Source organism: Candidatus Pantoea symbiotica (assembly GCF_056491525.1).
In genome coordinates this window covers 718,100-737,092 of the sequence record NZ_JBSZHR010000003.1, presented here as the reverse complement: position 1 = coordinate 737,092, position 18,993 = coordinate 718,100, and the positions used below count along the sequence as shown (strand labels likewise).

13 protein-coding genes are annotated in these 18,993 nt (G+C 53.8%); 11 read left to right on the top strand and 2 right to left on the bottom strand.

The genetic code is table 11. From position 1 onward, the window contains the following. Window positions 1-150: 150 nt before the first annotated feature. The gene (locus ACXIZX_RS24030) at window positions 151-1,527 is read right to left on the bottom strand and encodes an aldehyde dehydrogenase family protein (RefSeq protein ID WP_179452449.1); all 1,377 of its coding nucleotides are present in this window, start codon (window positions 1,525-1,527) and stop codon (window positions 151-153) included. 481 nt (window positions 1,528-2,008) lie between these two features. Here ACXIZX_RS24030 and ACXIZX_RS24025 point away from each other — a divergent pair, with 481 nt between their 5' ends. From ACXIZX_RS24025 to ACXIZX_RS24015, 3 genes are all read left to right on the top strand, one after another. Beyond that, window positions 2,009-2,938, top strand: a complete 930-nt coding sequence (locus ACXIZX_RS24025; RefSeq protein ID WP_007886110.1) for a RepB family plasmid replication initiator protein — start codon at window positions 2,009-2,011, stop codon at window positions 2,936-2,938. Between the two features lie 1,614 nt (window positions 2,939-4,552). Continuing rightward, the gene (locus ACXIZX_RS24020) at window positions 4,553-5,752 is read left to right on the top strand and encodes an AAA family ATPase (protein WP_008109176.1); all 1,200 of its coding nucleotides are present in this window, start codon (window positions 4,553-4,555) and stop codon (window positions 5,750-5,752) included. A gap of 7 nt (window positions 5,753-5,759) precedes the next feature. After that, window positions 5,760-6,731, top strand: a complete 972-nt coding sequence (locus ACXIZX_RS24015) for a ParB family protein (protein ID WP_008109175.1) — start codon at window positions 5,760-5,762, stop codon at window positions 6,729-6,731. A gap of 449 nt (window positions 6,732-7,180) precedes the next feature. On the opposite strand, the gene ACXIZX_RS24010 is transcribed toward ACXIZX_RS24015, so the two are convergent. Beyond that, entirely contained in the window at window positions 7,181-9,112 is a 1,932-nt protein-coding gene (locus ACXIZX_RS24010) for an aliphatic sulfonate ABC transporter substrate-binding protein (RefSeq protein ID WP_479405272.1), read from the bottom strand. Between the two features lie 274 nt (window positions 9,113-9,386). On the opposite strand from ACXIZX_RS24010, the gene ssuD reads away from it, so the two are divergent. From ssuD to ACXIZX_RS23970, 8 genes are all read left to right on the top strand, one after another. Next, window positions 9,387-10,559 (top strand): FMNH2-dependent alkanesulfonate monooxygenase, encoded by a 1,173-nt coding sequence (gene ssuD / locus ACXIZX_RS24005; protein ID WP_479405271.1) that lies wholly within the window; start codon window positions 9,387-9,389, stop codon window positions 10,557-10,559. 14 nt (window positions 10,560-10,573) lie between these two features. After that, window positions 10,574-11,980, top strand: a complete 1,407-nt coding sequence (locus ACXIZX_RS24000; protein WP_479405270.1) for an FAD/NAD(P)-binding protein — start codon at window positions 10,574-10,576, stop codon at window positions 11,978-11,980. 74 nt (window positions 11,981-12,054) lie between these two features. Continuing rightward, window positions 12,055-13,449, top strand: coding sequence for an LLM class flavin-dependent oxidoreductase (locus ACXIZX_RS23995; protein ID WP_061718995.1), 1,395 nt, complete (start codon window positions 12,055-12,057; stop codon window positions 13,447-13,449). Beyond that, the gene (locus ACXIZX_RS23990; RefSeq protein WP_479405269.1) at window positions 13,446-14,465 is read left to right on the top strand and encodes a methionine ABC transporter ATP-binding protein; all 1,020 of its coding nucleotides are present in this window, start codon (window positions 13,446-13,448) and stop codon (window positions 14,463-14,465) included. The genes ACXIZX_RS23995 and ACXIZX_RS23990 overlap by 4 nt, the downstream gene beginning before the upstream one ends. Then, a complete protein-coding gene (locus ACXIZX_RS23985; protein ID WP_479405268.1) occupies window positions 14,462-15,160 on the top strand; it encodes a methionine ABC transporter permease in 699 nt (232 codons plus the stop codon). Before ACXIZX_RS23990 ends, ACXIZX_RS23985 begins: the two co-directional genes overlap by 4 nt. Then, a complete protein-coding gene (locus tag ACXIZX_RS23980; RefSeq protein ID WP_479405267.1) occupies window positions 15,157-16,032 on the top strand; it encodes a MetQ/NlpA family ABC transporter substrate-binding protein in 876 nt (291 codons plus the stop codon). The genes ACXIZX_RS23985 and ACXIZX_RS23980 overlap by 4 nt, the downstream gene beginning before the upstream one ends. A gap of 177 nt (window positions 16,033-16,209) precedes the next feature. Continuing rightward, window positions 16,210-17,649: an MFS transporter gene (locus tag ACXIZX_RS23975; protein WP_293792463.1), complete on the top strand. Its 1,440-nt coding sequence runs from the start codon at window positions 16,210-16,212 to the stop codon at window positions 17,647-17,649. Further along, window positions 17,646-18,860, top strand: coding sequence for an acyl-CoA dehydrogenase family protein (locus tag ACXIZX_RS23970; protein ID WP_479405266.1), 1,215 nt, complete (start codon window positions 17,646-17,648; stop codon window positions 18,858-18,860). Before ACXIZX_RS23975 ends, ACXIZX_RS23970 begins: the two co-directional genes overlap by 4 nt. The last annotated feature ends 133 nt before the right edge of the window (window positions 18,861-18,993 follow it).

Genomic DNA, 18,993 nt, shown 5'->3' with positions numbered 1-18,993 from the left:
TCTAACACCAGTAATAATACCTTTATAATACCATTGGTGGATTTTTTGAACTCGTCCACAACATTTTAACCGATGTGCAACGGTTTGAGGCGGGAGGTAACTGGATGCGGGAGATGTGGATGAGGGCGCGCCTAACGCGCCCGGTAATAATTAGCGGCGGTTTTTCCATACCGTCTGAATGTTGCAGAATTCGTGGACACCAAAGCTCGACAACTCACGACCATAGCCGCTCTTCTTAACGCCACCAATCGCGACACGCGGATCGGACGCGCCATTGCCGTTGATAAACACCGCGCCGGTTTCCAGTTTCTCCGCCAGTTCGTTGGCCAGTGCTTCATTGCCGCTCCACACTGTTGCACTGAGGCCGAATTCGCTGTCGTTAGCCAGCTCAAGGGCGTGTTGTGCATCACGAGCGACGGTGATTGCAGCAACTGGACCAAAGATTTCCTGCTGGAAAGCGGTCATGGCTGGTGTGACATCAGCGAGGATCGTTGGGGCATAATAGTTGCCTGGGCCGTCGATCTTATGGCCGCCTAATACCAGACGTGCGCCTTCCTTGATGGTCTGCTGCACCTGATTATCCAGCTCATCACGCAGATCGTAACGTGCCATTGGGCCGATGTAAGTTTCTTCTGCCAAAGGATCGCCGATCTTCAATGCCTGCACCGCTGCGCTGAAACGCGCCTCAAACGCTTCTGCGACGCTTTCTTCAATGATGAAGCGCTTGGCTGCCATGCAGACCTGTCCGGTGTTCTGGTAGCGTCCTGTGACCGCTGAGGCCACTGCAGCATCAAGGTCTGCATCTGCCAGCACAATGAAAGGATCCGCGCCGCCCAGTTCCAGCACAGTTTTTTTCAATACAGCACCAGCTTGCGCTGCAATTGCACCGCCTGCACGCACGCTGCCGGTTACCGCTACAGCGGCAATACGCGGATCTTTGATTGCTGCCGAAACGCCATCGTTATCGACGTTGATCACGGTAAAGCCGCCTTTAGGCAGGTCTGTAGCATCAAACAGTGACGACATCAGGTTGGCGGATCCCATTACGCTTGGTGCATGTTTCAGTACATAGGTATTACCCGCCAGCAACATGCTGACTGCGCCGCGCAGAACCTGCCAGTAAGGGAAGTTCCATGGCATCACTGCAAGGATCACGCCGAGCGGTCGAAATGACTGCCACGCTTGCTGGTTTTCTACCAGCGTGGGTTTGTCGGCAAGGATCGCTGGGCCGTGTTCTGCATACCAGTCGCAGAGATTTGCGCATTTCAGTACTTCAGCACGTGCCTGAGCGATAGGCTTGCCCATTTCCAGCGTAGCCATAGTAGCCAGCTCATCCTGACGTTGGCGAATCTGTTCAGCCAGTTGACGCAGCACTTTGACCCGTTGCGGCATTGCCGTATAGCGCCACTCTGCGAAGGCATCAGAACTTTGCTGCAATGCGGCTTCCAGCTCAGTTGCGCTCTGTAGTGGATAGGTCGCGAGAATTTCGCCAGTAGTAGGGTTACGGGAAATAACGTTGTCAGTCATGAAAGATGTCCTCGTCATAAGTGATGTGATGTTCAATGGTGCTCACCTTACGCCGGGCAGAGGTTTCTTAAAAATGAATAATAATGAGGAAGTTGTTCATTTATGGAGAATTAGAAGGATCCTGGTCGCACAGAACTGATGATTTGGTGGGATCGAATAGGATGTTATCGCGATGCGGTTGTTTTAAACGTTTTGCGTGTCCAAAGCCGCTTCAGTCCTGGCGTTATTAAGTTATACAGTGAATAGATCTTAAAGAAAGATCATATAGAGATCTTAAAGAGATCCTAAGAGATCCCCGATCGTCGCAGGCCGCACCCCGCAAGGGCTTAGAAGGTGATCGCGTTCACTATAATGAGTAAAGTGTTCACTGGAGTCAGTAGTTTATTCACTATAGAGAGTAGAATGTTCACTATAAACAGTGTTAATGTTCACTGTAATCAGAAAACGACCCTTTTCATCCACAGAATGAAGATCTCAGGCTATGGCAGATAAAGAGAGTGAAAACAAGGCGTTACTCGAGCCTTTTCTGTCGGTGACAAAAAACAGCGGTGAAGTTATTCAACTCCACCCCAATAAAAATAACACCGTACAACCGGTCGCTTTAATGCGCCTGGGTCTGTTTGTTCCTACATTGAAATCCACCGCGCGCGGTAAATCAGGCGCGATGGCATCGACCGATGCTACGAAAGAGCTGAAGAACCTTTCTTTAGTAAAATCGGAAGGTTATGAAAAGATTACCATCACCGGCGCAAGGCTGGATATGGATAATGATTTCAAAACCTGGGCCGGTATTATTCAGTCTTTCTCGCGTTATCCCTCAAAGGGCGACACCGTGACGCTGCCGTTTATCGATTTCGTTAAGATGTGCGGGATCCCTTCGGCAAACTCCTCGGCCGCGTTGCGTAAGCGTTTAGATGCCTCTCTGCGACGCATTGCCACCAATACGTTGTCCTTTGAAGGTAATGGCAAAGCCTATCACACTCACCTTGTGCAATCGGCGTATTACGATCGTGAAAAGGATCTGGTGCGCATTCAGGCCGATCCTAAGTTGTTCGAGCTCTATAATTTCGACCACAAAGTGTTACTGCAGCTGCGGGCCATTTCTCGTTTGAAGCGTAAAGAATCAGCTCAGGCGTTGTATACCTATCTCGAAAGTTTGCCGACCAATCCGGCGCCAATTTCTCTGGCGCGTTTGCGTATGCGTTTAAACCTGGGCTCGAAAACCACCACGCAAAATCACGTGGTTCGACGTGCGATGGAGCAGCTTAAAGAGATCGGCTATCTCGACTATTCGGAAGTGAAACGTGGCCGCTCAGTGTTCTTCATCATCCACAGCAGGACGCCAAAACTCGATGGCATCAGCAACCTCGAAAGTATCGATTCGCTGGAAGATATCGAATTCGAAGAGTGATTTTATCCGTTCACTGTAGTCAGCAAATCCCCTCAAGCAGTGTCACTTTTTGAGCAAAAGTGACACATGCTCTTCTCATAGCATTCACTGTAATCAGACACCCTCAAGCCATTCACTGTAATCAGCAACGTTCACTATAATCAGAAACCTTCTGGCATTAGTATATCTTCTACTGCATCTTGCATGTCATTTTGTCCATTTTAAGCAATCCATCATGATAGTGAGTACTTACAAGGGCGGTTAAGTTGAACAAAAACGCCCTTTTCACTGCGATCCTACTGATCACAGTGAACGTTAGGTTTTTCGTTCTTTTTTACTGATTACAGTGAATGCTAATAGCAGAACGTGTGCTGACTACAGTGAATGATTGAGGTTAAGTCAATGATTTACATGCATTAATAAAGAAGTGGCGCAATGGATTCACTGTAATCAGCGGTTTAACTGTTAATACAGCCAGTAAAAGTGACAGGGTTGGTTACAGTGCTGATTATAGTGAACGCTTGGCCTCCTGTTCTCATTACAGTGAACGGTAGCGAGGAGCATTTGAATTGCCGCTCATATGTCGACTTAAGAGCACGTCACGCTGTCACTGATTACAGTGAACGCTGTCACCACTTCCCCTGCCCCACCGGTTTTGCAGCATGACAATCAATAGCGCAACGCGTCGCTTTTACTGAATACAGTGAACGTTGAGTGACCATGGTTTTGCTGATTACAGTGAACATCAGCATCACTCAGCTGTCATCAAGAAAGCCATTTAACGTGATGCATGTACTGATTACAGTGAATGTCGGAGGGGGCGTTCCGTTGATTTCGGTGAATCGCTTATGGCGATTTCAGCTACATCCATTTGACGGCAAAGTTCGGTTTACTGATTACAGTGAACGCTCGTATCAAAGTACTAAACAAGCTTTGCTGATTACAGTGAACGTTCTTCACCGGGTCATAACTTTTACTGATTACAGTGAATGTTCTGTCGAACTGGCCGATTTGACTTACTGATTACAGTGAACGTTTAATCGAAGCGCGATGAGCATCTACTGACTACAGTGAATCTTTGTCTATGATGAGCACAAGGCTTTCACTGATTACAGTGAATGTTAGGCGTTGAGAAAGAAAAGTCATCAAGTTTTACTGATTACAGTGAACATCCCAACAATGTGAACTTCGTCGTTGCTCGCTTGCCTGCTCCTTTCGTCCACATAGGCTCTACTGATTACAGTGAATCTTTGCCTGCCACTTGCTGATTACAGTGAACCTTTTACTGATTGCAGTGAACATTTGCCCTCTTCGGCTTGCTGACTACAGTGAACGTTCCAGCAATTTCAGCCACAACCACCCTTTTCCTTTCTCTATTTAAAAGCCTACCAAGGAGAAGCCAGCTACTGATTACAGTGAATCTTTGCCCCAATGAGCAAGAATACGGCGGTTCAATATTGTACGAATAATCATGAGGGCTAAATAACGATCACTGATTAAAGTGAATCTTTGCGTTAAACCGCTCTTAATCAAGGTGTTTCCATATAACTGATTCTTCCTGTGCAGAAGAGATATATTTGCCTCGTGTGCTGGATTTATGTATAAAGTCATAAATCCTACATGTGTGGAGCAAGTATGGCTAACGATGAGAAGCAAGTTCTGAAGGTTGCACAACGTTCAGAAAGAATGCTGATGAGCCTGACAGAACAGATTCAGGCGCAGAAAGAAGAGTTGCGGGAAAACACGTTCTATCAGGTTTACGCTAAAGCGGCGTTAGCCAAACTGCCTAAATTGACGCGTGCGAGCGTGGATTACGCTGTAAATGAGATGGAAGAGAACGGTTATCCGTTCGATAAGCGTGCAGCTGGCAGCTCAACCAAATATGCGATGTCGATTCAGAACATCATTGATATCTATCATCATCGCGGCGTGCCTAAATATCGCGATCGCCATCATGAAGCCTTCAGCATCTTTGTCGGCAACCTTAAAGGCGGCGTGTCGAAAACGGTCTCTACCGTTTCGCTGGCACACGCATTGCGCGCCCATCCGCATCTGCTGTTTGAAGATTTGCGTATTCTGGTCATCGATCTGGACCCGCAATCCTCTGCCACCATGTTCCTGAACCACCAACGTTCAGTAGGATTAGTGGAAGCTACCGCTGCGCAGGCGATGCTGCAGAATGTCAGCCGTGAAGAGTTGCTCAACGAATTTATCGTTTCATCGATTATCCCGGGCGTAGATGTGCTGCCGGCGTCAATTGACGACGCCTTTATTGCCTCGCGCTGGGAAGAGCTGTGTGCGGCTCACCTGCCCGATCAAAACATCCACGCGGTGCTGTATGACAATGTGGTGGCCAAGCTGAAGAAAGATTACGACTTTATCTTTATCGATAGCGGCCCGCATCTTGATGCCTTCCTGAAGAACGCCATTGCCGCTTCGGACTTGCTGATGACACCGGTACCTCCCGCGCAGGTGGATTTCCACTCCACGTTGAAGTACTTAACGCGTTTACCAGAGCTGATTGGCATCATTGAAGAATCAGGTGCAGCCTGCCGTTTGCAGGGCAACATTGGCTTTATGTCTAAACTGTCGAATAAAGCAGACCACAAGCTGTGTCACAGCCTGGCGAAAGAGATTTTTGGTGGCGATATGCTCGATGCTGCCTTACCACGCCTGGATGGCTTTGAGCGCTGCGGAGAGTCGTTTGACACGGTTATCTCGGCCAATCCATCAACCTATGTGGGCAGCACCGAAGCCTTAAAGAATGCGCGTTCAGCGGCGGAAGATTTCGCGAAAGCCGTATTTGACCGTATTGAATTCATTCGCCTGAACTGAGGTTACTATGAGCGCAAAAAGAATCACCATTGGCCGAACCTTCAGCCAGACACCATTGCAGACTGAGGAAAGCGCCGATGGCCATTCTCAGACCTTTATCCTGGCGACGGGCAAACGCGCCCTGTTCACGCTGGAACACATCCCTGCGAAAGAAATCGAAGAGAAAACTTTCGTTAAGATGGAAACCAATGGCCGCGATCAGTCCGGCCTGACACCAGAATCGCTGCGCGACATCATTCGTACTATTAAATTGCAGCAATTTTTCCCGGCGATTGGCGTAAAGCGTGACGACCGCATTGAGATTCTCGATGGTTCACGCCGTCGTGCTGCGGCTCTTCACTGCAAAACCGGGCTGGATGTGCTGGTCACTGAAGTGGCTATCTCTGCGGAAGAAGCGCGTCGTTTAGCGCAGGATATTCAGACCGCGCGCGAGCACAACCTGCGTGAAGTGGGCATGCGTTTGCTGGCACTTAAAGATGGCGGATTATCGCAAAAGGAAATTGCGCAAAGCGAAGGACTTTCTCAGGCCAAAGTAACGCGTGCATTGCAAGCCGCAAGCGTGCCGCTTGAGCTGGTGACGCTGTTCCCGAATCATTCTGAGCTGACTTATCCAGACTATAAATCGCTGCTGCAAGCTTACGAGAAGCTGCAGGAAACCGGACAAACGGTTGATGCACTGATCGATACCATCGGCATGGATGTTGATACCGTATGCGCACGCGATGGTTTAGCGGAAGATGAAGTGAAGAACGGCATTCTGCGTTTAGTGCGTAACGGCAGCCAGACGCTGATTCAGTCACCGGCGAAAGACAAAACCGTTGCGACGCCTTTATGGAGCTTCGCCGATAAAGATCGTTTTGCGCGTAAGAAAACGCGCGGACGCATGTTCAGCTACGAGTTTAATCGCCAGTCAAAAGAGTTGCAGGAAGAGCTGGATAGAGTGATTAACGAGACGCTCAACAAGTATCTAAATCAGTAAGCGTAATGCCGCCTTCGGGCGGTTTTTTTATGCCCTTCTCAATGTCTCGCCAGCGCAATTTCAGCGCTAACTGTATGAAATATTGATTGTCGCTGCGGAAATTTCAGGCTGAAATCGCCATCATTTCAACCAGCAGCTAAAAGGCATCCGGTTCTAACTCACCAATACCGATAAACTAACTGCAGCCAATTTAACCAGCTGCCCGCTAAACCGGCAATCGCCAGTGAAGGCATAAAAGCCGAGCAGCAACCGAATGAAATTTCATCCATTCGCCCAAGCGATTTCATCTCTATTACCATGAAAAATATAGCTTTTTAAATAAAATTTCAGGCTGAAATCGCCAAATAAGATTGTAATTTCAGCCATCAACTCAAGACCCTAAGCGAGATTAGCCAGATGATATTCAACGATTTATCCACAGAAAGCGTGGATAACTTTCAAGACTAACCTTACTCAATCAACGCCAGCGCTGATGACAATTGCCAGACTGCATCGCGCACGCGCACCGGTTTAGTGATCAGCCCCAACGCATAAAAACGATCGGCAATTGTCTGCTGCTCTTTGATCACCTCGAAGGCCATCGCACGCGTTTTGTGGCTGCGGCGAGTCAATGCGCGTTCTACTGACGCAACTTCCAATCCCAGCTCCTGAGCCAGTAACATTGATGCTTCCTGACGATGGCTATCAATGAATAAGCCAGTTTGCTGCAAACTCTCCACCAGCTGTCTGAGGATATCATCATGCTGTTCAACGTAATCACGTCGCGCCAGATAGAACTGATGATTGCGTACGCGCCCTTCACCGTTAACCAAAACCCGCAGCTCGGGATTGCTTTCCGCGGCGCTAAGCAACGGATCCCACATCATCCACGCATCAACCGACAGATAATCGCTGGCGGTCAGTGGATACTTAGGCGGCGTATACACCACCTTGAGTTCATCCAGACCAATGCCCGCTTCCTCCAGTAACTGCAGCAGTAGCCAGTGAACGTTCGAGCCTTTATTAACCGATATGCGCTTACCGCGCAGATCGCTGATGGTGCGAATATCACTGTCATGCGGCACCACAATGCCAACGCTGCTCGGTGCTGGTGGCTCCCACGCGATATAAGTCACTGCATTGCCGCTTGCCTGGGCAAAGATTGGCGGCACTTCGCCGGTAGTACCAAAGTCGATTTCGTTGTTTTGCAGTGCATACAGCAGCTGTGGCCCAGCAGGAAACTCACTCCATAACACGCTAATGCCTTGCTGAGCGAAGCAGTGTTCGAGGCTTTGACGAGCTTTCAACACGCCGAGATTGCCGAACTTCTGATAGCCAATACGTAACTCACGCTCTTGAGTTCCATGCGCACTGGACGAGGATGGAGTAACAAGCACTTTTCGGCGTCCTTTAATCATTCCCTGATTCGCCAGATGCGTGCGTAAGGTATGGCGGCTTATACCCAATAGCGCGGCGGCCTGGGTTTGATTCTGATCTGTCATCGATAGCGCATTGCTAATCAGGCTGCTGATAACGCGATCAAACAGCTGTAACGGCTGGCTGGTCAGCTGCTGCTGAAGAAAACTATCGAGCGTTGAATCGTTTGACTCGCTAAAACCATGTTCACTGTAACCAGCAAGTCGCAGCTGTGCGGGCGTCAGCGTCTCTTCGCGGCTCAACAACACGGCGTTGTGGAGCGTGTTTTCCAGTTCACGGATATTGCCCGGCCAGCTGTATTCACGCAGCGCCTCAAGCGCGTCAGGAGACAGACGACGTGCGGGGCGGCCTAAGCGTCGTGCGTAGAGAGCGAGGAAGTGTTGCGCCAGCAGAGGAATGTCTTCACGACGCTGACGCAGCGGCGGCAATGGAACAACCGCAATATTCAACCGATAAAACAGATCTTCGCGGAAGCGTCGTTCGCGAATCGCCTGCGTCAAATCCACATGCGTAGCTGCGATAACCCGCACATCCACCTTGATCGCTTTACGCGATCCCACTCGCGTAATCTCGCGCTCCTGCAACACACGCAACAATTTAACCTGCAGTGAAGGGCTGAGCTCACCAATCTCATCCAGCAGCAAGGTGCCGCCTTGCGCGGATTCAAACCAGCCGGGATGAGACTGCGTCGCGCCGGTAAAAGCCCCTTTCTCATGGCCAAACAACTCGGCTTCAGCCAGGCTTTCCGTTAGTGCGCCGCAGTTAACTGCCAGAAAAGGGCCGTGACGCCGCTGGCTGTGATGATGCAGATAGCGCGCCACCACTTCTTTCCCTGTGCCTGTTTCGCCGACAATCAGCACGGTAGCATCCGTAGGGGCGAATTTATCCAGCAGCGATTGAAACGCCAGAGAGGCGGGATCGACTAAGCTCGGAGAATCGGTGTGATTGTTAAAGGTGGTTAGCATGGCATTGAGTCCGGTAACGAGCATATCGCTACGCTAAATGCTCACGCTGACTATTAACACCATGTAAAAAGCATAAGCAGTTGCATATGCAGCAATAGCTGTTGCGTCAGAGTTGCAATTGCAACTCGATATGCCCTAATCAACAACGTTAACCCTCTGAAATACGGCACTTCACGCTAATCAACAACCTGGCACGCTTTCTGCTAACAGCTATATAACCAAATAAGCAGTTCAAAATGATCATTTTTTAATAAAGTTATATAGGAAAAGCATAATGGCCGATTCCGCGAACGATAAAATTAATGTCTTCTGGTTTTTACCGACACACGGTGATGGACGCTACCTCGGCACCACTGAAGGCGGACGCCCGGTGGATTTACCCTACTTACAGCAAGTGGCACTTGCAGCCGACAATCTCGGCTTCTATGGCGTATTAATTCCCACTGGCAAAAGCTGCGAAGATTCCTGGCTGGTTGCTTCGGCGTTAGCGCCTATCACCAAACGTCTGCGCTATTTAGTGGCGGTGCGCCCTGGCCTGCAGCCGCCAACGCTGGCAGCACGCATGGCGACCACGCTTGATCGTCTGTCCGAAGGACGCTTATTGATTAACGTGGTGACCGGTGGCGATCCCGTCGAGAACAAAGGTGACGGCATTTTCCTCAACCACAGTGAACGTTATGAAGTCACCAAAGAGTTTCTCGATGTTTACAGCCGCCTGATGCGCGGTGAGAGAGTGGATTACGAAGGCAAACATATCCACGTCGAAGGTGCGGAAGTGCTGTTCCCGCCGGTGCAGGAGAATGGTCCGCCGCTCTATTTTGGTGGTTCATCAGAGGCGGCGATTGATGTTGCCGCGGAACAGATCGATACCTATCTCACCTGGGGCGAGCCGCCAGCGCAGGTTGCCGATAAGCTGGAAGTGGTGCGCGCGCGTGCGCAACAGCGCGGACGTAAACTGGAATACGGCATTCGTTTGCACGTGATTGTGCGCGAGACCGAAGAAGAAGCCAAAGCGGCGGCAGATAAGTTGATTGGTCATCTTGATGAAGAGACTATTGCGCAGGCACAGAAAATTTTTGCGCGTATGGATTCTGCCGGTCAGGCGCGGATGAGCGCCTTGCACCAAGGTTCGCGCGACAATCTTTATATCTCGCCGAATCTGTGGGCTGGCGTTGGTCTGGTACGCGGTGGCGCGGGCACAGCGCTGGTCGGCAGCCCTGAGCAAGTGGCTGAACGTATCCGTGAATATCAGGCGCTGGGCGTCTCCAACTTTATTCTGTCCGGTTATCCGCATCTGGAAGAAGCACATCGCGTGGCCGAATTGTTGTTGCCGCTGCTCCCGCTGGCGAATGCGCAACAGCAGCGTGAACGCACCATCAATACCGGGCCGTTTGGTGAAACCATTGGTGGCGATAAGCGTCCTTCAAAACAGACGAGCGCCAGCTAATGCAGGAGAAGGCAATGGCAACGACACAGGTAATCATTGTTGGCGGTGGCTTTAGCGGCACAGCGTTGGCAATTCATCTCGCACGAACCTCATCGAGCAGATTACTGATTACAGTGGTCGAACCGCGCGCCAGCCTCGGCGGCGGCGTTGCCTATTCCACACAGGAGCCCGCGCATCGCATCAACGTGCCCGCTTCGCGCATGCAGTTAAACGGTGAAGAGCAGGGCGCGTTTGATCGCTGGTATCGCCAACAGCCGGAATGTTCACTGGATTCAGTAGCGCACTGCGATGACGGAGCGGTTTATCCGCAGCGCAGCCTGTTCGGACGCTATCTGGCAGAACAGTTTGCGGCAGCGGCGCAGGCGCATCCACACGTCACGCTGCGCCATGTGCAGGCCAGCGCCATAGCCTGGGAAGGCGAGCAGCTGTTACTTAGCAACGGCGAAACGTTGCAAGGTGATGTGCTGGCGTTAGCGATCAGTCATCCGCCGCCTTCGTTGCCGCGTGCGCTGCAACCGTTCTCGACACATCCGGCGTTGATTGCTAATCCGTGGCAACACGGCGTAATGGACGCCATCGATCCAGAATCCTCAGTGGCGATTATCGGTACCGGCTTGAGTATGGCCGATGTGGTGGCTTCGCTGGGCACCAGACAGCATCGTGGCCCGTTAATCGCCTTCTCGCGCCGTGGGCAGCTCTCACGCGATAACCTAAGCGGTGAGTGGCCTGAATGGACGTTAGCCCCGCAGGATGCGTCCAGCGCGCGTCTGTGGCTACGACATATCCGCGCTGAGGTCGCGCGTGCCGCTGAACAGGATTTGCCGTGGCAGCGCGTGCTCGATCAGGTGCGTGTGCAAGGTCAGGATATCTGGCAGTCGCTGCCGCTGCGCGAACAGCAGCGCTTTGTCCGTCATTTGCGCTCGTGGTGGGACGTGCATCGCTATCGTATAGCGCCGCAGGTATCAGCGGTGATCGGTGCACGTCGCCAACAGGGCAGTTTGAAGGTGCTGGCCGCGCGCCTTAGCGACATCTCTAAACTCGGCAATCAGCTGCAAATAACGCTACGCACGCGCGATGGTGCCAGCGAAACCCATCGCCTCGATCATCTGATTGTCACCACCGGTCCAGGCCATGAAGCCTTAACCGCCAGCCAGCCACTGCTGCAATCGCTCAGTCGGCAAGGTTTGATTCGTGCTGACCAGCTCGGTTTTGGTATTGATGTCGACAGCCAGTCGCGCACGCTCAATCTCAGCGGCCAACCCAACGCACGACTGTTTGTTGTCGGTCCCGCTGCGCGTGCGCGCTTCGGTGAACTGATGGGATTGCCGCAGGTTGCCGATCACGCCGCCGCCGTGGCGCAGCATATTTTACAAGAACTGCAAATCGCTCATGCCGAGCGATGTCCCCCTTCAGCGCTTTAATCTCTCAACATCCTAAAAATTAACTGACGAACGCCGGGTCGTAACACGATCACGGCCTCGCTATGGAGATTGCTATGCCATCGCAACGTGAAATTCGCTTGAACGCATTTGATATGAACTGTGTCGGACACCAGTCGCCGGGTTTGTGGGCGCATCCGCGTGACCGTTCCTGGCAATACAAAGATCTGGAGTATTGGGTCGATTTAGCGCGCCTGCTGGAACGCGGCAAATTTGACGGCTTATTTATCGCCGACGTGCTCGGCGTTTACGACGTACTGAACGGCAACGGCGATGCGGCGATCCGCCAGGCGACGCAGGTGCCGGTCAACGATCCGCTGGCGTTGATTACGCCGATGGCGCTGGTCACTGAACATCTCGGCTTTGGTCTCACCGCGTCGCTGTCGTTTGAACATCCCTATCCGTTTGCGCGCCGCTTATCGACGCTCGATCACCTGACTAAAGGCCGCATCGGCTGGAACATCGTTACCTCGTATCTGGAGAGCGGGGCGCGCAACATTGGGCATAAAACCCAGACCGATCACGATAGCCGCTACGATTACGCCGACGAGTATCTGCAAGTGGTGTACAAGCTGCTGGAAGGCAGCTGGGAGCAGGATGCGGTATTGCGTGACCGTGAACGCCGCATCTTCAGCGACCCGCGCAAAATCCATCCCATCAATCATCAGGGCACCTTCTTCAACGTGCCGGGCATTCACCTGTGTGAACCGTCACCACAGCGCACGCCGGTGCTGTATCAGGCAGGCGCATCGAGTCGGGGCAAACAGTTTGCGGCAGAACATGCCGAATGCGTGTTTGTTGCTGCGCCGTCAAAAGTGCTGCTGAAGAAAACCGTCGCCGATATTCGCCGCCGCGCGGCGGAAGCGGGACGCGATCCTTACAGCATCAAAATCTTCAATCTGCAAACCGTGATTGTCGGCGAAACCGATCTGGCGGCGCAGGCGAAGTGGAAAGAGTACACCGGTTGGGTCAGCTACGAAGGCGCGCTAGCGCTGGTGTCGGGCTGGACCGGCATCGACTTCGGCCAGTATCAGCCGGATCAGGTGCTGAAATATATTCACACCAACGCCATCCAATCGGCGGTTGAAACCTTCTCCACCGCCGATCCCGATCGTCAGTGGACGGTAAAAGCGCTGGCGGATTGGGTCGGCATCGGCGGCTTTGGTCCGCTGATTGTCGGCAGTGCGGAAACTGTCGCGGATGAGTTGCAAAGCTGGGTCGAAGAGACCGACGTCGATGGCTTCAACTTCGCCTACGCATTGACGCACGAAACCTTTGAAGATGTGGTGGAGCTGCTGATCCCGGAGCTGCAAAAACGCGGCGTCTACAAAAAAGAGTACGCGCAGGGCACGCTGCGCGAGAAGTTATTCGCCGCCGGTCCGCAGCTGCAGGCACCGCATCCCGGCGCGGGCTATCGCGTTAAATCCTCCACGCTGCAGGAGGTCTCATGATCGAAATAGATAACCTCAGCAAACACTATCGCGCGCCCGACGGCCGCATCACCGAGGTGCTGAAATCCATCAGCCTGCAGGTGCCGCAAGCCAACATTACGGCCGTTGTTGGGCCGAGCGGCGCGGGTAAATCGACTTTGGCGAAGTGCATCAGCCTGCTGGAGCAACCGAGCGCCGGCAGCATCCGCGTTAACGGCAGCGATCTCTCGCGGCTGGATGGCGAAGCGCTGCGTCAGGCGCGTCGTTCTATTGGCACCGTTTTTCAGTCTTCTGCGCTGCTGCAACGCAAAACCGCGTGGGAGAACATCGCCTTGCCGCTGCACTATCTCGGCGTGGTGGATCGCGATATCAACACGCGCGTGGGCGAATTGCTCGACAGTGTCGGCCTCAGCCACAAAGCCAAAGCCTATCCCGGCCAGCTTTCCGGTGGTCAGCGGCAGCGTATTGGCATCGCACGGGCGCTGGCGTTGCGCCCATCGGTGTTGCTGGCGGATGAAGCCACCTCAGGGCTCGATCCCGAAGCCACCGTCACCGTGCTCGACCTGCTGAAAAAACTGCGAGATGACTACAAGCTGGCGATAGTGCTGATCACCCATGAAATGGATGCGGTACGTCAGGCGGCCGACGCGGTAGCGGAAATTCGCGACGGCCAAATCGTGCAGTACGGCGTGGTGAAAGAGTTGCTGGCGCAGCCGGATTCGCTGTTGGGACAGCGCCTGTTCCCACTGGCGGCGCAGGCGGGCGATGCCGAGCTGGTGTTGCAGCTCAGCTATCGCACCGATGTGCCGGTCGCCAGCGACTGGATATCGCGCCTCAGCCAGCAGTTTGGTTTGCGTATTGATCTGCTCGGCGCACACGTTGAGCAGGTGAACGGTCTGCAGGCGGGCCGGCTAAAGGTGGGCATTCACTATCAGCAAGAGCGCGTGCCGCTGGCACGTTTGCTGTCGCAGCTTGAACAACTGGGCTTGGTTGCCAGCGTTTCCGGCAGCGTGTTGCCATTGCGGGAGGCGGTATGAGCGTATCAGTGATGAGTCAGGATACGCCGTGGCCAGAAATCCCGGCGTTGATGCTGCCCGCTCTGGGCGAAACCGCGTTGATGGTGGTGATCGTGATGCTGTTCGTGGTCACCTTCGGCGGCATCGTCGGTGTGGTGCTGTTTAATACCTCTGTGCGCGGTCTGTTTCCGCATCGCGGAATTAATAGAGTGTTGAGTTGGATTGTGAACATGGGACGTTCGCTGCCGTTTCTGGTGCTGATGGCGGCCATCATTCCGTTCACCTTCTGGCTTACCGGCACCACCATCGGCATTCCCGCTGCCGTTGTGCCGATGATCGCCGCCGGCATTCCGTTCTTTGGCCGTCTGGTGGACAACGCGCTTCGAGAGCTGCCCGGCGAAGTCACGGCGGTGGGTTTAGTGTGCGGCGGATCGCGCTGGCAGATCATCCGCTCGGCACAACTCAGCGAAGCGCTGCCGGCGATTGTTGCGGCGGTGACGCTCAACCTGATCTCAATGATTGAGTACTCCGCGATTGCCGGCACCATCGGCGCGGGCGGGATCGGTTATCTGGCGGTGGTGTACGGCTATCAGCGCTTCGACAACCACATCATGATCGCCACCATCGTGGTGCTAATCGTCCTCATTCAAACCATCCAATTTCTCGGCGACCGTTTGGTCACCGTATTACGCCATCCTCAGGGGACATCATTATGACAACACAAGATTTCGAACTGCGTAAAACCCGCCGCTGGCCGTGGCTGCTACTGATTATAGTGGTCGTTGTACTTGCTGCAGGCGGCTGGTTCTGGCGCGGCCAACAGGCGCAGGCGGTGGTATTTGGTACCACGCTGAAGGTGCATTTTGAACCGGCGATGGCGGGCGAGCAGAAGCTGATCGAATACGTTGGTGAGCACATCGCGCCGGATTACGGCCTGAAGCTGGAAGCGGTGGGCGTGCAGGACCCGGTGCAAGCCGACCGCGCGGTAGCGGAAGGGCAGTATGCTGCGACGATATATCAGCACCAATGGTGGCTGAAGCAAGTGGTGGATGCCAACGGCTTTGCGCTGACCTCAACGCTGCCGCTGTTTCAGTGGGCGTTTGGTATCTACTCCGATCGCTACACGTCGGTGGCGAATTTGCCGCAGGGCGCGACCATCGTGGTGCCGGATGACGGCGCCAATCAGGGCCAGGCATTATGGTTGCTGGCGCGTCAGGGTTTAATCACTCTCGATCCTAACGTCGAGCCGCGCACGGCCAAACTGAAGAACATTGTCGGCAATCCGCACGGCTTCGTGTTTAAAGAGCTCGATCTGCTGACCATGCCGCGTGCGCTCAACTCGGTGGATGCGGCGATTGGTTACGTCTCGCAATTCGACGCCGGTAAAGTGCCGCGCGAAAAAGGCATTCTCTTCCCGCCTGCACCGCGCACTTTCGCCTCACAGCTGGTGATTGGCACGCCTTATCTGGACCAGGAAAACATCGAGAAGCTGAAAAAAGCCTTCTCCGATCCGCGCGTCCAGCAGTGGTTGAAGACCACCGACGATCCGCTGGTAAAAGGGGTGTTGGTGCCGGTCTCAGCCAACTAATTTTTTGTTGATTGCACACCCGGACGCGTCAGGCGTGTCCGGGTTTTTGTGTTGGCGAAAATTCAATTATCTAATTGATTTTAATGTAAATTAATATCAAGAATTGTTGTTTTGGTACAGCTAAAAAAACGCTTATAACAACCTCACCTGCACTACAAAACAACAACGTGAGGCGTTATGAGTTCTCTTCCTTTAGAAAACACCATCCCGGTTTCCGAACCGGTACGTTCGGTCAGTGACGTGGCAAGACTGATCAACACTCGCACCAAAAATGACAACTACGCGCGCATGATTGTGTTCCTCGCGCTCGGCGGCGTGTTTCTCGACGCCTACGATCTCACCACGCTGTCGTACGGCATCGATGATGTGGTGCGTGAGTTTCAGCTCTCTCCGCTGCTCACCGGTTTAGTCACCTCCTCAATTATGGTTGGCACCATTGTTGGTAATCTGGTGGGCGGCTGGCTGACGGATAAATATGGCCGCTATTCGGTGTTTATGGCCGACATGCTGTTCTTCGTAGTTTCAGCGATTGCTGCGGGCTTAGCGCCGAATGTTTGGGTGCTGATTGGCGCGCGCTTCCTGATGGGCGTTGGCGTCGGGATCGATCTACCGGTGGCGATGTCGTATCTGGCGGAGTTCTCCAAATTCGCCGGTAAAGGCAACAAAGCTGCGCGACTCGCAGCCTGGTGCCCAATGTGGTACGCCGCGTCAACGCTGTGCTTCCTGCTGATCTTCGCGCTCTACTTCCTGCTGCCAAAAGAGCATCTTGACTGGCTGTGGCGCGCGTCGCTGCTGTTCGGTGCGGTACCGGCGCTGCTGATCATCGCGGTGCGTAGCAAATTCATGAACGAATCGCCACTGTGGGCGGCAAATCAGGGCGATCTGAAATCGGCGGTTCGCATCCTGCGTGATTCCTACGGCATCCACGCACACGAAGCGGAACACGAAGCGCCACCGGCTGCTGCGGCGCCGAAAGTGAGTTTCCGCGTGCTGTTTGAGAAACCGTGGCGCGAACGCACCATCGTCGCGGGCGTGATGAACATCTGTATCTCGTTTGAATACACCGCCATTGCTTTCTTCCTGCCATCGATTCTGGCGCAGTTCCTTGGCGCGGGCGTGTTTGAAACCATCTCGGCCTCGCTGGGACTTAACGCGCTGTTCGCCTTCACTGGTGGCCTGCTCGGCATGCGTCTGGCGTGGAAATATCCGTCGCGCCACGTCGCCATCGCTGGCTTTGCGCTGCAATTCTTTGCGCTGATTGCGCTGGCGTTGATTGGTCATCCAGAAGCCATCGCAGGAATCGTCTTTGCGGTGTTGATGCTCGGCTTGTGGCTGTTTGCTGAAGGCTTCGGCCCGGGCGCGCAGCTGATGGTCTATCCGGCGCTTTCCTATCCAACCTCGATTCGCGCTACCGGCGTGGGCTTCAGCCGCGCACTTTCCGGCATCGGCAGTGCGTTAGCGCTGTTCATCCTGCCGATTCTGCAAGCTGCACTCGGCACCAACATGTTCTGGGTGGTTTCGCTGGCAGCGATCATCCCGATCTTCTTCCTGCTGGCGGTGCGCCACGAGCCCACGCTGCATGACATCGACGATCTTTCACATCAGGAGTCACCATGAGTTTACTGGAAACAGGTACCAATTATGAGGCGCTGGCAGCGCATTTCCGACCCATCTTCACGCGCATCGCAGAAGGAACGGTAGCGCGCGAGCGCGAACGTATTTTGCCGCATCAGCCGATTAGCTGGCTGAAAGCGGCGGGATTCGGCACTGTGCGCATTCCAAAAGAGAAGGGCGGTTGGGGCGCATCGCTGCCGCAACTATTCCAGCTGTTAACCGAACTGGCAGAAGCCGACTCGAATCTGCCGCAGGCGCTGCGCGCCCATTTCGCCTTTGTCGAAGACCGGCTGAACCAACCGGACAGCGCGGAACGCGATCGCTGGTTTGGCCGTTTTATCGATGGCGAGCTGGTGGGCAGCGGCTGGACGGAAATTGGCACGGTCAAACTCGGCGATGTCATTACGCGCGTCACGCCAGGCGAAAGCGGCTGGACGCTGAGCGGCGAGAAGTTTTACAGCACCGGCACGCTGTTCGCCGACTGGATTGACGTCTTTGCGCGCCGCAACGACAACCAAGGCGACGTTATCGCTCTGGTAAACACTCACCAACCCGGCGTGACGCGTGAAGACGACTGGGACGGATTTGGCCAGCGCTTAACCGGCAGCGGCACCACGCGTTTTGACAGTGCCCATGTCGAGCAGGAACACGTCTACGATTTCGCCACTCGCTTCCGTTATCAAACCGCCTTCTATCAGCATGTGTTGCTGGCAACGCTGGCGGGAATTGGTCGTGCGGTGGCGCGCGATGGCGCACAGGCGGTGGCGGCCCGAAATCGGGTTTACAGCCACGGCAACGGCGGCGCTGTGCGTCAGGATGCGCAGATTCTTCAGGTCATCGGGGAGATCACCAGCCTGGCCTTTGCGGTAGAAGCCACGGTAATCCGCGCGACATATTCACTGCAATCAGCATATGTTGTCCATTTGAGCAGCGATGAAGCGCAAGTTGCCGCAGTGAATGTGCAGGCCGAAGCCGAAGCGGGCCAGGCGCAGGTGATCGCTAGCGAACTGGTAACGCGCGCCGCTACTGAGTTGTTCAACGCGTTGGGCGCATCAGATACGCGCGTCAGCAAAGCGCTGGATCGTCACTGGCGCAACGCGCGAACCGTATCGTCACATAATCCGGTGGTGTACAAAGCCCGCGATATCGGTGACTGGAAAGTGAATGGCACCGCCCCGACGGGGATTTGGCAGATTGGCAGAGGCGAGGGCTGATAAAACCAGGTGCGCATGAATCGGCACCTGGCATGTAGGGTCGCCATTCATGGCGACCATAACTTCCAAACCCGTTAAATCATCACGTTACATCACTTTGTGAATCACAATCCAAAATTCAAAGTTGTTCATT